Annotated in this window: 11 protein-coding genes and 1 pseudogene; 6 read left to right on the forward strand and 6 right to left on the reverse strand. The window is 62.0% G+C overall.

The genetic code is table 11. From position 1 onward, the window contains the following. Nucleotides 1-3: 3 nt before the first annotated feature. The 4 genes from ilvD to ilvG all read right to left on the reverse strand — a co-directional run bounded on the left by ilvD (nt 4) and on the right by ilvG (nt 4867). On the reverse strand, nt 4-1845 hold the full coding sequence (gene ilvD, locus A9G06_RS13825; RefSeq protein ID WP_069555599.1) for a dihydroxy-acid dehydratase: 1842 nt from the start codon (nt 1843-1845) through the stop codon (nt 4-6). A 143-nt stretch (nt 1846-1988) separates the two neighbouring features. Beyond that, nucleotides 1989-2933 carry a branched-chain amino acid transaminase gene (locus A9G06_RS13830; RefSeq protein WP_069555600.1) on the reverse strand — a complete coding sequence of 315 codons (945 nt, stop codon included), beginning with the start codon at nt 2931-2933 and terminating at the stop codon, nt 1989-1991. 12 nt (nt 2934-2945) lie between these two features. Then, a complete protein-coding gene (ilvM, locus tag A9G06_RS13835) occupies nt 2946-3224 on the reverse strand; it encodes an acetolactate synthase 2 small subunit (RefSeq protein WP_005342011.1) in 279 nt (92 codons plus the stop codon). After that, the gene (gene ilvG, locus A9G06_RS13840; protein ID WP_069555601.1) at nt 3221-4867 is read right to left on the reverse strand and encodes an acetolactate synthase 2 catalytic subunit; all 1647 of its coding nucleotides are present in this window, start codon (nt 4865-4867) and stop codon (nt 3221-3223) included. The genes ilvM and ilvG overlap by 4 nt, the downstream gene beginning before the upstream one ends. A gap of 384 nt (nt 4868-5251) precedes the next feature. On the opposite strand from ilvG, the gene A9G06_RS13845 reads away from it, so the two are divergent. The 3 genes from A9G06_RS13845 to A9G06_RS13855 all read left to right on the forward strand — a co-directional run bounded on the left by A9G06_RS13845 (nt 5252) and on the right by A9G06_RS13855 (nt 8764). Then, nucleotides 5252-6766 (forward strand): YifB family Mg chelatase-like AAA ATPase, encoded by a 1515-nt coding sequence (locus A9G06_RS13845; protein WP_069555602.1) that lies wholly within the window; start codon nt 5252-5254, stop codon nt 6764-6766. A 126-nt stretch (nt 6767-6892) separates the two neighbouring features. Then, nucleotides 6893-7792, forward strand: coding sequence for an acyltransferase (locus A9G06_RS13850; RefSeq protein WP_069555603.1), 900 nt, complete (start codon nt 6893-6895; stop codon nt 7790-7792). Nucleotides 7793-7798: 6 nt separating this feature from the next. Then, complete coding sequence (locus A9G06_RS13855) at nt 7799-8764, forward strand: acyltransferase (protein ID WP_069555604.1); 966 nt, start codon at nt 7799-7801, stop codon at nt 8762-8764. On the opposite strand, the gene A9G06_RS13860 is transcribed toward A9G06_RS13855, so the two are convergent. Then, on the reverse strand, nt 8689-9192 hold the full coding sequence (locus A9G06_RS13860) for a DUF523 domain-containing protein (protein WP_069555605.1): 504 nt from the start codon (nt 9190-9192) through the stop codon (nt 8689-8691). The two genes, A9G06_RS13855 and A9G06_RS13860, sit on opposite strands and share 76 nt — an antisense overlap. Then, nucleotides 9189-9839, reverse strand: a complete 651-nt coding sequence (locus A9G06_RS13865; RefSeq protein WP_069555606.1) for a DNA mismatch repair protein MutT — start codon at nt 9837-9839, stop codon at nt 9189-9191. The genes A9G06_RS13860 and A9G06_RS13865 overlap by 4 nt, the downstream gene beginning before the upstream one ends. Before the next feature lie 74 nt (nt 9840-9913). Between A9G06_RS13865 and A9G06_RS13870 the strand changes: the two genes are divergently transcribed. The 3 genes and pseudogenes from A9G06_RS13870 to A9G06_RS21560 all read left to right on the forward strand — a co-directional run. Next, nucleotides 9914-10549, forward strand: a complete 636-nt coding sequence (locus A9G06_RS13870; protein ID WP_069555607.1) for a nicotinamidase — start codon at nt 9914-9916, stop codon at nt 10547-10549. A 101-nt stretch (nt 10550-10650) separates the two neighbouring features. Further along, complete coding sequence (gene pncB, locus A9G06_RS13875; RefSeq protein WP_069555608.1) at nt 10651-11829, forward strand: nicotinate phosphoribosyltransferase; 1179 nt, start codon at nt 10651-10653, stop codon at nt 11827-11829. Nucleotides 11830-11948: 119 nt separating this feature from the next. After that, nucleotides 11949-12882: pseudogene (locus tag A9G06_RS21560) on the forward strand (IS3 family transposase); the annotation flags it as partial.

Consider the following 12882-nt stretch of genomic DNA (forward strand, 5'->3'; position numbering starts at 1 on the left):
GGTTTATTCCCCCAGCATCGAGCGATCGCGCACCGCGCCCTTGTCGGCGCTGGTGGCGAACATGGCATAGGCGCGCAGGGCAAAGGAGACCTGACGCTGACGATCGAGCGGCTTCCAGCCCCGAGCCTCTACAGCGACGCGGCGGGCAGCCAGCACGCTGTCGGCCACCTCCAGCACCATGCTGCGGGCCGGGATGTTGATGCTGATGATGTCACCATCCTCCACCAGACCTATGGTGCCGCCGGAAGCGGCCTCCGGCGATACGTGGCCGATGGAGAGGCCCGAGGTGCCGCCGGAGAAGCGGCCGTCGGTGATCAGGGCACACGCCTTGCCGAGTCCCATGGATTTCAAATAGGTAGTGGGGTAGAGCATCTCCTGCATGCCCGGGCCCCCTTTCGGCCCTTCGTAGCGGATCACCACCACCTCGCCCGCTTTCACTGTGCCGTCGAGGATGCCGTTCACCGCGCTCTCCTGACTCTCGAACACCCGGGCCGGGCCACGGAAGGTGAGGTTCTCCTCATCCACCCCGGCAGTCTTGACGATGGCGCCATTGACAGCGAGGTTGCCAGAGAGCACCGCCAGACCACCCTCCTGGCTGTAGGCGTTGTCCAGCGAGCGGATGCACCCTTCGGCGCGGTCCAGATCCAGCTCCGGCCAGCGGCAATCCTGACTGAACGCCTTGGTGGTGCGGATGCCGGCAGGGCCAGCGCGGTAGAAGTCCACCACCTCCTGACTTGGCTGGCGGCTGACGTCATATTCATTGAGCTGTTCGACGAGGGTGCAACCCAGCACGGTACGGGTATCGCCATGCACCAGACCCGCTTTCTCCAGCTGGCCCAGAATGGCGACCACCCCACCGGCGCGGTGCACATCTTCCATATGGTATTTCTGGGTGGAGGGCGCCACCTTGCAGAGCTGCGGCACCTTGCGCGACATGCGGTCGATATCGGCCATGGTGAAGTCGACACCGGCCTCCTGCGCCGCCGCCAACAGGTGCAGCACGGTATTGGTGGAACCGCCCATGGCGATATCCAGCGCCATGGCGTTCTCGAACGCCGCCTTGGTGGCAATATTGCGCGGCAGTGCCGAGGCATCGTCCTGCTCATACCAGCGCTTGGCCAGAGTCACGATGCGCTGACCCGCCAGCTTGAACAGTTGCTCGCGGTCGCTGTGGGTTGCCAGCATTGAGCCGTTGCCCGGCTGGGAGAGGCCAAGCGCCTCTGTCAGGCAGTTCATGGAGTTGGCGGTAAACATGCCGGAGCAGGAGCCGCAGGTGGGGCAAGCACTGCGTTCCACCTGTTCGCTCTGGGCATCGGAGACCTTGGGGTCGGCGCCCTGGATCATGGCGTCTACCAGATCCAGCTTGATGATCTGGTCGGAGAGCTTGGTCTTGCCCGCTTCCATCGGGCCGCCGGAGACGAAGATAACCGGGATATTGATGCGCAGGGCGGCCATCAGCATCCCCGGGGTGATCTTGTCGCAGTTGGAGATGCAGACCATGGCATCGGCGCAGTGGGCATTGACCATGTACTCCACCGAGTCGGCGATCAGCTCGCGCGACGGCAGGGAGTAGAGCATGCCGCCGTGGCCCATAGCGATGCCGTCATCCACGGCGATGGTGTTGAACTCTTTGGCGACGCCGCCCGCAGCTTCGATCTCGCGCGCCACCAGCTGACCCAAATCCTTGAGGTGGACGTGGCCCGGCACGAACTGGGTGAAGGAGTTGACCACGGCGATGATGGGCTTGCCGAAATCCTGATCGGTCATTCCGGTGGCACGCCACAGGGCGCGGGCCCCGGCCATGTTACGTCCGTGGGTGGTGGTGGCGGATCTCAACTTCGGCATGTCTCTACTCCCTGAATGCCCATATGGGCTCGATGCGTTATGCGGTGATGATACGAGTGGATCGGAATCGATCCTGGTGAAGACTCCTATGGGAAGCACTCACCGGAAGCGACTCGGGGAGGCATGGAGCCTCCCCTCTCTTATCAGTCGTTGACTGGCGTCAGCCAGCCCCACTTGTCCTCGGTCTTGCCATTGAAAAGGCCGAAGAAGGCGTTCTGCAGCCGCTCGGTCACCGGGCCACGGCTGCCAGCCCCTACCTTCATCCGATCGACGGAGCGCACCGGGGTCACTTCGGCGGCGGTGCCGGTCATAAAGATCTCGTCTGCGACATAGAGCGCCTCACGGGGTAACGCCTGCTCGCGTACCTCGTAACCCAAGTCACGCGCCAGCGTCATGATGGTGTCACGGGTGATGCCGGGCAGGATGGCGGCGGTAGCGGGCGGGGTAAACAGCACGCCGTTCTTCACCAGAAACAGGTTCTCCCCCGCCCCTTCGCTCAGGTAGCCGTTCACATCCAGCGCCAGCCCCTCGGCAAAGCCGTTGCGCTTTGCCTCGCGGCTGATGAGCTGGGAGGAGAGGTAGTTGCCGCCCGCCTTGGCGCCGGTGGGAATGGTGTTGGGCGCGAGCCGGTTCCATGAGGTGACGCAGACATCCACCCCGTTTTTCAGCCCCTCTTCCCCCAGATAAGCGCCCCACGGCAGAGCGGCAACCATCAGGTCAGCCTTGGCATCCAGCGGCGGATGCAGCCCCAGCCCCACGTTGCCGACAAAGGCCAGCGGGCGCAGATAGCCGCTCTTCAGGCCGTTCTCGCGCACCACGGTGCGGCAGGCTTCATTCACTTCGGACTCGCTGTAGGGGACGTCCATCCAGTAGATTTTGGCGGAGTCGAACAGGCGGCGGGTGTGCTCCTGCAGACGGAAGATGCAGGTGCCTTTGGGGGTATCGTAGGCGCGCACCCCTTCGAACACCGAGGAGCCGTAGTGCAGGGCGTGGCTCATCACGTGCACCTGAGCATCTTGCCAGGGCACCATCTTGCCGTTGAACCAGATGTATTGGGGGTGAGTGGCGGATTGGGAAGGCTGTGACATTGGCTTGGCTCCTTAAGCTCTGATCCGGGGTTGCTGTTCCAGTGCATCGACCCGGGAGACGTCCACCAGCTTCACCAGCTGGCTCCACAACTGCTGGATGGGACGCACCGACTCGACAGTAACCGTGATCCGCAGCTGTTGGCAATCCTGCTCCATGTTGAGAGCGCAGAGATTGAAGCCGCGGTGACGCACCACCCGCAGCACCCGCTCCATCACTTCGGGTCTGGGCTGGGCGTGGATATGCAGGGTGTGTTGTGCAAATGCGGGCTGGGCAAGGGTGTGCGGGTTCATGGGCGTTGCTCCATCATCTGGTGGTTGGCGACTCCCGGCGGAACCAGGGGCCAGACGTTTTCTTCCTCTGAAATAGCCACATGCAGCAGGTAGGCACTCTCGCTTGCCAGCAGGCGATCGAGGGCTCCGGCTATCTGCTCCTTGCATGTGATGGTCTCACCCGGAATGCCGAAAGCGGCAGCCAGGGCGACGAAATCGGGATTGTCGGAGAGGATGGTCTCGCTGTAGCGGCCGTCGAAGAACAGCTCCTGCCACTGGCGCACCATACCGAGGCGCTGGTTATCCAGCAGCACCATCTTCACCTTGAGCTGGGCGCGGCGGATGGTGCCGAGCTCCTGCACGTTCATCATGAAAGAGCCATCACCGCTCACCAGTACCACTTCATCCTCCGGGCGCGACATCTTGGCGCCGATGGCGGCGGGCAGACCGAACCCCATGGTGCCAAGACCGGCGCTGGAGAGGTGGTTGCGCGGGCTGGTGAAGCGCATGTGCTGGGCCACCCACATCTGATGCTGACCCACGTCGCAGGCCACCACGCTGGTCTCGGGCAACCGGGCGGAGAGCTGCTTGAGCAGCGCCGGGGCATAGATGGGCTGGCCGGGATGGTCGTAGCGAAATGCATACTCGCAGGCCATGTTCGCGCAATGCTCACGCCATGGGTCGATGGAGAGGGACATGGCTAGGCGTGGCAGCACCAGCTTGATATCCGTGGTGATCCCCACCTCGGCGGCGCGGCGCTTGCCGAACTCGGCGGCATCCACATCGAGATGGATCACCTTGGCCTCGGGGGCGAACTCTTCCAGCTTGCCGGTCACCCGATCATCGAAACGGGCGCCCACCACCAGCAGCAGATCGCACTGCTGCACCGCATAGTTGGCCGCCTTGGTGCCGTGCATGCCGAGCATGCCCAGATAAACGGTACTGTCGGGGTCGAGCGCGCCGATCCCCTTGAGAGTGGTGACCGCTGGCATGCCGGTTGCGGCAGCAAAGTCGCGCAACTGCTGCTCGGCATTGGCCATACCCACCCCACCACCGACGTAGAGCACCGGGCGCTCGGCGGCGGCCAGCAGGGTGCGGGCGGCCGTCAGTTCAGTCGGGTTAAGATGCTCAGGCTCTGCCACCGCAAACAACGGGCTCTGGGGCGGCACAGCGGCCAGTTGCACATCCTTGGGCAGGTCGATGAGCACAGGTCCGGGGCGCCCTTCGGTGGCGATGGCGAAAGCTTCTGCCAGCACCCGCCCCAGATCGGCGGCATCGGTCACCATAAAGGAGTGCTTGGTGCAGGAGAGGGACATGCCGAGCACGTCGACCTCCTGAAACGCATCGGTGCCGATGGCGGAACAGGGCACCTGACCGCTGATGGCCACCAGCGGCACCGAATCGAGCAGCGCCTCCGCCAGACCGGTCACCAGATTGGTGGCGCCGGGGCCGGAGGTGGCGATGCAGACTCCCACCTGACCGGAGGCACGGGCATAGCCCACCGCCGCCATAGCGGCACCCTGCTCGTGGCGACAGAGCTGATGGGCCAGACCACCGTCATACAGGGCATCGTAGACCGGCATGATGGCCCCGCCCGGGTAACCAAACACCTGGGTCACACCCTGTTTCTTGAGAGCCTGTACCAAAAACTGCGCGCCGTTCATGTGGAAAATCCTGTCCTTTGGTCGAAAAAAAACCCCCGGGCTGTGAGGCTCGGGGGTCGCTTGTTTCGTTCTGTCCGGTGGTGGGTCTATCCCTTGTTCCGTGCAGCTAAACGAGCCCCGAGCGGTGAGATAATAATCACCACTAGGACCACAATAATGCTGACGAAACGGGAGGCCATGTTCATAGTTACAACCGGAAATCCTGTGAAATTGGGGCGGTTTCTACCGCGAATGGCTATTAGAACTAGCACGGTGATTTTTATTGGGCAAGCCTTTTTTCTGTGACAACCCACTGATTTTGGCTATTCCTCAGCCGGAACTTTGGAATAAAAAACCAACAACAAGCAGTTAGTCAGAACATATATCAACTCAAGGACGGGATTTATGTCATTAGCTGTGGTTTATAGCCGTGCCAGCCTCGGGATCGCGGCCCCGCAAGTTACAGTGGAAGTTCACCTCTCCAACGGCCTGCCCGCCTTCAACATGGTCGGCCTGCCGGAAACCTCGGTGAAGGAGTCGCGGGATCGGGTCCGCAGCGCCCTGCTCAACGGCAATTTCGAGTTCCCGAGCAAACACATCACGGTCAATCTGGCCCCCGCCGATCTGCCCAAGGAGGGGGGCCGTTTTGATCTGGCCATCGCCATCGGTATTCTTGCCGCTTCCAAGCAGATACCTGCAAAATATCTGCTCAATCACGAATTTTTAGGGGAATTGGCCCTGACCGGAGAGATCCGCCCTGTGCTCGGGGTGCTGCCCGCCGTGCTCGCCTGCCGGGATGCGGGGCGCACCCTGCTGGTACCGCGAGAGAACGGCCCCGAAGCCTCTCTCATTCAGGATGCCGAGGTGCGCACCGCCCACCAGTTGCTGGCCGTTACCGCCTGGCTGGCCGGTCAGTACGAACTGCCGATGCCGGAGCAACAAAGCGCGGAGAGCCTGCCCGATGTGCCGGACCTGCAGGATGTTATCGGCCAGTCTCAGGCCAAGCGGGCGCTGGAGATCGCCGCCGCCGGCAGCCACAACCTGCTGTTCATCGGCCCGCCCGGCACCGGCAAGAGCATGCTGGCGAGCCGATTGCCCGGCATCTTGCCGCCGCTGAGCGAGCAGGAGGCGCAGCAGACCGCCGCCATCCACTCCATCGGTGGCCTCACCCTGCGCGCCGGTCACTGGCACCACAGGCCATACCGCACGCCCCACCACAGTGCCTCGGCAGTGGCGCTGGTGGGCGGTGGCAGCCACCCGCGGCCCGGCGAAATATCGTTGGCCCACAACGGGGTGCTGTTTCTGGATGAATTGCCCGAGTTCGAGCGCAAGGTGCTCGACTCCCTGCGCGAACCACTGGAGACGGGCCACATCACCATCAGTCGGGCCGCCCGTCAGGTGGATTTTCCCGCTCGCTTCCAGCTGGTCGGCGCGATGAACCCCAGCCCCTGCGGCCACTATGGCGACGGCCAGACCCGCTCCAGCCCGGATCAGATCTTGCGCTACCTCGGCAAGCTCTCCGGCCCCTTTCTCGACCGCTTCGACCTGACGGTGGAAGTGCCACTGCTACCCAAGGGGAGCCTGACCGGCAAGGCGGAGCGGGGGGAGTCTAGTCAGCAGATCCGCGATCGAGTGCTGGCGGCACGGGAGCGCATGCTGAGCCGCAACGGCAAGCTCAACAACCTGCTGGATAGCCGCGAGATAGAGGATATTTGCCGCTTATCACCGCAAGATGCCGAATTTTTGGAGAACGCCATCCAGAAGCTGGGGCTCAGCATCCGGGCCTGGCATCGCATCCTGCGGGTGTCACGCACCATCGCCGATCTGGCCGGGCAACCCGCCATCGGCAAGGAGCATCTTATCGAGGCGCTCGGCTACCGGGCCATGGATCGGCTGCTATCGCGACTGCGCAGCAGCTGACAGAAGGGAAAGGGTGAGTCCAACCTCGTAACGGCTCTGAATGGTCTCACGGGCCATCGGCTGATATTATGGCCACAGATCTGACCACTTGATGGCCCTTTATCGACAGCAAGACGGACCCGACTCATGCCCAACAAGCTGATAGAGCGACTGCGCGGCAGCCTCTCCACCCTGCTCTATTTTTTCAACACCCTCTTCTGGTTTGTTCCCATCTTCTCGCTGGGTCTGCTCAAACTTCTGCTCCCCCTCAAGGGGTGGCGCACTCTCTGCAACTGGTTGCTGGATGGCTGTGCCAGCTGCTGGATCGGTTTCAACAATCTGATCCAGAAAACCATCATCAGAACCCCTTTCGATGTGGTCGGAGTGGACAAAGGGCGCCGGAATGAGTGGTATATGGTGATTGCCAACCATCAATCCTGGGTCGACATACTGGTACTGCAGCGGGTTTTTAACCAAAAAATTCCCTTCCTGAAGTTTTTCCTCAAGAAAGAGCTTATTTGGGTACCTTTTCTCGGTCTGGCATGGTGGGCGCTCGACTTCCCCTTCATGCGGCGATATTCCAGAAAGTTTCTGGAAAAGCATCCCCATCTGAAGGGAAAAGACATAGAGACAACCCGTAAAGCCTGTGCCCGGTTCCGCCACATTCCGGTGAGTGTGATGAACTTCGTCGAAGGCACCCGCTTCACCAAGGGCAAACATCAGAAGCAGGGTTCGCCCTATCGTCACCTGCTCCATCCGCGCGCAGGCGGCATCGCCTTTACTCTGGCCGCCATGGGTGACCAGTTGCATCAACTGGTGGATGTCACCATCGCCTACCCGGAGGGCATTCCCAGCTACTGGGATTTCATGTGTGGCCGGGTCGGGGAGATCAAGGTTCAGATCCGCTATTTGCCGATCGACCGCAAACTGGTGGGGGATTACTTCAATGACCCCGAGTTCCAACAAGAGTTTCAGCAGTGGCTGAACGGGATCTGGCACGAGAAAGACCAGACCCTGAACCAGCTGCTGGCAACCAAGGCGCAGTAAACACTCATGTTATCCATGCTTCCCGGCCCGCTGGTGCTGCTCATCAGCGCCGGCCTGACCATTCTCTTTACCGCCTTGTGCGCCAGCCTGATCCTGCTGGTTTCGCTGGCCAAACTGCTGCTGCCCGTGCCAGCCTTTGGTCGCGCCTGCAGCCGGCTCAACAACCGCTTCATGCGCCTGTGGCTGGCCTGCAACGCCCTGGTGATCCGCCTCACCACCCGCATCGACTGGCAGGTGGAGGACAGCACAAGGCTGCGCAAGGATGGCTGGTATCTCATCATCAGCAACCACATGAGCTGGACCGACATCGTGGTGCTCGGCCACCTGTTCCGAGATCGGCTGCCGGTGCCCAAGTTCTTCATGAAGCACGAGCTGATCTACATCCCTCTGCTGGGGCTCGCCTGCTGGGGGCTTGATATGCCATTTATGCGCCGCTATTCACGGGAATTCCTGCTGCGCAACCCGCACCTGCGCGGCAAGGATATCGAGACCACCCGCAATGCCTGCGAGAAGTTTCGCCATATCCCCACTACCGTCATCAATTTCGTGGAAGGGACCCGCTTCACCGAGCAGAAACGGGATGCTGCCCGCTCCCGCTATCTCCACCTGATGCCGCCCAAAGCGGCAGGACTGGCCTTTACGCTGGCCGCCATGGGCGAGCAGTTCGACAGCCTGATCAACGTCACCATCCGCTATCCGGACAACGCCGAGACCCCGTTCAAGGACTTCCTGATGGGACGGGTAAAACGCATTCAGGTGCGGATTGAAGAGCTGCCGGTGGATGAGGCGCTCATTGGGGATTACTTCAATGACAAGCAGTTCAAGCGCGGTTTTCAGGAGTGGCTAAACCAGCGCTGGCAGGAGAAAGACGAGGTGCTGGAGGGGTGGCAGAGCGGTCAGGCGCCGCTGCCGGTGGCCGCCAAATCCGGGGATGCATCCAAAGAGAGCGCAGAAGCCAACTCGGCCAACTGATCCTCGGAGAACACTGCAATACCGTGGCGGCGCAGCAGGGCGGTGGTCTTGCCCTCGCCCGCCACAGAAACACCTTCGAAGCGGCCGTTATAGATACGGCCGCTGCCACATGAGGGGCTCCCCTCTTTCAGCAGGGCGAAGCGAATACCCTGCGCCTGACAGATTTCCAGCGCCAGCTCGGCGCCGCGGTCAAACTCGGCAGTCACATCCAGCCCGCTCGCCGTCACTACCCGATCGCCCTGCCGTTCGGCAGGAGGACGCGGGGTCGGCAGACCGCCCGCCACTTCGGGACAAAACGCCAGAGCCCGCCCCTCGGCACCCAGCTCACTCAGCCAGTCGCTGACTATCCCCTTGCTTTGACCGTCGTAGCGCACAGGCTGACCTAGCAGACAGGCGCTTACCAGCACTCGAACAAGGGATGCGCTCATGCTTCCGCTCCGTGCATCACCTGATCGAACATTACGCAGCAGGGGGTTTCCAACCGGTAGAGAATGGCGGGGCGCTGTTTGCCAGTACGCTTGCGACCGGTATCCACCAGAATGTCGGCGCGGTGGATCCGCTTGCGAAAGGCGGCCGTGTTCATCGGCGTCTGCAGGATGATCTCGAAGGCGCGCTGCACCTCGGAGAGGGTGAATTCGGTGCCAAGCAGTTGCAGCGGCAGGGTGCTGTAGCGGCTCTTTATGCGCAGTCGCTCCAATCCCTTGGCGATGAGCTGGAGATGGTCGAAGGCGAGGCTCATGCCCGGCAGGGTCGAAACCGGATGCCAGCAACCGTGGCGGGTCTCCACTTCAGGCGCCACCAGACAGAGGTAAACCAGGGTGGTGGACCAGCCACGGGGATCCCGCTCCAGATTGCCGAGGGTGCAGACCTGCTCGCTGTAGCAGTCACCCAGCCCCCACTCCGCCAGCAGGCGGCGCTGGGCGGCGTCCAGATCCCGGTCCAGCGTCTCGTCGATACGCAGGGCAGGCAGTTGCCAGCAGTTGGCAAAAGGGGGGCGATCGCGGGTCTCGAGCAGCAGTTCGAGCCGCTCCTCATGCAACCGCAGCACCACCATATCCAGACTCATTCTCAGCATGCCGATCGCCCTGCTCGCCTTCCATTAATGTTTGGTAGATAATATCACACGAATAGTATGTGCAGGAGCCAATCATGGGAACCGTCGCCAGTCTGGATATTGATGCGCAGAAGGGCTTTACCCCTCTCTGCCCGAACGAACTTCCCGTCGCGGGCGGGGATGATATTGTGGCGGCCCTCAACGCTCAGGCCTCCCTCGCCAGCCTGCGCATCGGCAGCAAGGATGCCCACCCCGCCAATGCCGACTGGGCCGTTTCTGACCCCGCAGGCATGCTGCTGCCGCTGGATCTGCCCAACGCCGACCTCACCTGGCCGGTGCACTGCGTACCGGGCAGCAAGGGGTTCGAGCTGCTCGACGGCCTGCCCGCCCCCATCGACTATGACTTCTTCGTCTGGAAGGGGGTCGAGCCGGATCTCCATCCCTACGGCACCTGCTTCCACGACCTGGCCGAACGGCGCAGCACCGGACTCATAGAATTCCTGCAAGCCCGCAAGGTCGATACCGTGCTGGTCGGCGGCCTCGCCACCGACTACTGTGTCAAAACCAGCGTGCTGCAACTGCGCCGCGCCGGTTTCCGGGTAATCGTCCATCTCGATGCCTGCCGTGGCATTGCACCCGCGACGGTTGCCAGCGCCCACACCCAGATGATCGAGGCAGGGGCCGAACTGGCCCAGACCCTGATCGATGTACAACGCCTGCTGGACGCCTGATATGCCACCGATTCTTACCAGCCTGCTCGATACCGACGCCTGCACGTTACATATGCGGCAGGGGAGCTCCATCGTGCTCACCAGTCTGCGGGGAGCCTGATATGCCACCGATTCTTACCAGCCTGCTCGACACCGACGCCTACAAGCTGCATATGCAGCAGGCGGTGTTCCATCGCTATCCGGATGCCGAGGTGGTGGCCGAGTTTCACAGCCGCAATGAAGAGGATCTGCTGCCCATGATGGGGCAGATCGAGGAGCAACTGCGCCTCGCCGGCTCCCTGCGACTGACCAGGCCAGAACTGGATTTTCTGGCCGAGCGCCCCTTCTTCACTCCTGACTACCTCGACCACCTGCGCCGCAAGCCGCTCGACGCCTCGCTGCTCAAGGTGTTCGAACAGGATGGCCGCATCAATGTGCGGGTCGAGGGGCCGTGGCAGGATGTGATCCTGTGGGAGATCCCGGTGCTCGCCATCATCAGCGAGATGCGCAACCGCTTCCGCTACCCCCAGTTTGGCGTCAGCCACGCGCTGGAGCGGCTCGATCAGAAGATCGACAAGCTGGAGCGGGAGCTGAGTCGCGACGAGATGAGCGAATTCAGCCTCATCGACTTCGGCACCCGCCGCCGCTTCTCACACGCGGTACAGGATGCCGTGGTGGGTCGCCTCAAGGAGCGGCTGCCGGCGTTTCGCGGCACCAGCAACTACATGTTGGCCCAGAAGTACCAGCTGCCTGCCGTCGGTACCCAGGCCCATGAGTGGTTCCAGGCACACCAGCAGCTCGGCTTCCCACTGGAGCACAGCCAGCGCGCCGCCCTCACCAGCTGGCTGGACGAGTTCACCGACCATCTCGGCATCGCGCTGACCGACTGCATCACCATGGATGCCTTCCTGCGCGACTTCGACTTCGAGCTGGCCAGCCGCTATCAGGGCTTGCGCCACGACTCCGGCGATCCCGTGGTATGGGGCGAGAAGGCAATCAGCCACTATCAGCGCCTCGGTATCGATCCTGCCGAGAAGACCCTGGTCTTCTCCGACGGGCTCAACCTCGACAAGGCGGTGCAGCTGTTCCGCCACTTCCGCGGCCGCATCAACACCAGCTTCGGCATCGGCACCAAGCTCACCTGCGACCTGCCCGGCGTCAGCCCGATGAACATCGTGTTCAAGCTGATCGAGTGCAATGGCGGCCCGGTCGCCAAGATCTCCGACAGCCCGGGCAAGACCCTCTGCCGGGATGCGGAGTTTATCCGCAACCTCAAACAGGCGTTCCACGTCGGGGTCTGATCTTCCCGAACACCAGAAAACAAAAAGCCCGCCGGTTCGCACCGGCGGGCTTTTTTATCGACTCTGTCCCGTCCTGAATATGGTTTACACCTTTCTCCCCCCAATAAATGGAGAACCCGATGGGACAAGGTGTGAAACGGACACAGCGCGATTACTCGCTGACTTTTAAACTGGCACTGGTCGAGCAGATTGAAAAAGGCGAGCTCAGTTGCCAGCAAGCACAAGCCCGATATGGCATTCAGGGCAATTCGACCATTCTGGTATGGTTGCGTAAACATGGTCGGCAAGATTGGAGCCAGGGGGCTTCTGTACGCGCCGGCAGGAGCATCACCATGCCTGACCCCGACAACCAGACGCCCGAACAGCGCATCAAGGAACTTGAGCAGCAGCTGGCGCTGATGAGCCAGAAGGCCCAGTTCTTTGAGGCCGTCGTCGATGTACTGAAGAATGACTACGGCGTCTCCATCGTAAAAAAGCGACCCGGCAAGTCCTCTCGCAGCGGCAAGTCGAGAGGCTGACCATCGTCAGGGCTTGCCTGTTTCTGGGGATAAGCCGGCAGGCTTACTACAAGCGCAATCGGGTCGCCGACGAGCGCCATGCAGAGGGATTGCAGGTGGTGCGCTTCGTGCGTCAGGTTCGACTGCGACAACCTCGGGTGGGCACTCGCAAGCTGCATTATCTGCTCCAGGGTCAGGATGATGGCGGGCTCAAAGTCGGGCGTGACAGGCTGTTTCGGATATTGGCCGAGCACCGCCTGCTGGTGCTGCCCAGGCGGGCGTATCATAAGACCACCCACAGTTTTCACCGTTTCTACCGTCATCCCAACTTGCTCAAGGCGGGGCCAGAGCAGGTCACACCGGTGGCCCCGGAGCAGGTCTGGGTCGCAGATATCACCTATCTTCCCGCCAGGAGCGGGCCGCTGTACCTGAGCCTGGTGACGGATGCGTACTCACGCAAGATAGTAGGCCACCACGTACACGAAGGAATGCACGCGGAGTCGGTGGCGATGGCGTTCAAGAAAGCGCTGAAGCAACGGCGTGGCAGCGGGGAGCT

Origin of the sequence: Aeromonas sp. DNP9 (assembly GCF_001728955.1) — a bacterium.
GTDB classification, from domain to species: domain Bacteria; phylum Pseudomonadota; class Gammaproteobacteria; order Enterobacterales; family Aeromonadaceae; genus Aeromonas; species Aeromonas veronii.

Excerpts from the sequence above, each read along its gene's own strand:
- A9G06_RS13865 (WP_069555606.1), bottom strand. The coding sequence starts at position 9,839 with ATGCTGAGAATGAGTCTGGATATGGTGGTGCTGCGGTTGCATGAGGAG.
- ilvM (WP_005342011.1), bottom strand. The coding sequence starts at position 3,224 with ATGAACCCGCACACCCTTGCCCAGCCCGCATTTGCACAACACACCCTG.
- ilvD (WP_069555599.1), bottom strand. The coding sequence starts at position 1,845 with ATGCCGAAGTTGAGATCCGCCACCACCACCCACGGACGTAACATGGCC.
- A9G06_RS13845 (WP_069555602.1), top strand. The coding sequence starts at position 5,252 with ATGTCATTAGCTGTGGTTTATAGCCGTGCCAGCCTCGGGATCGCGGCC.
- A9G06_RS13860 (WP_069555605.1), bottom strand. The coding sequence starts at position 9,192 with ATGAGCGCATCCCTTGTTCGAGTGCTGGTAAGCGCCTGTCTGCTAGGT.
- A9G06_RS13855 (WP_069555604.1), top strand. The coding sequence starts at position 7,799 with ATGTTATCCATGCTTCCCGGCCCGCTGGTGCTGCTCATCAGCGCCGGC.
- A9G06_RS13870 (WP_069555607.1), top strand. The coding sequence starts at position 9,914 with ATGGGAACCGTCGCCAGTCTGGATATTGATGCGCAGAAGGGCTTTACC.
- ilvG (WP_069555601.1), bottom strand. The coding sequence starts at position 4,867 with ATGAACGGCGCGCAGTTTTTGGTACAGGCTCTCAAGAAACAGGGTGTG.
- pncB (WP_069555608.1), top strand. The coding sequence starts at position 10,651 with ATGCCACCGATTCTTACCAGCCTGCTCGACACCGACGCCTACAAGCTG.
- A9G06_RS13850 (WP_069555603.1), top strand. The coding sequence starts at position 6,893 with ATGCCCAACAAGCTGATAGAGCGACTGCGCGGCAGCCTCTCCACCCTG.
- A9G06_RS13830 (WP_069555600.1), bottom strand. The coding sequence starts at position 2,933 with ATGTCACAGCCTTCCCAATCCGCCACTCACCCCCAATACATCTGGTTC.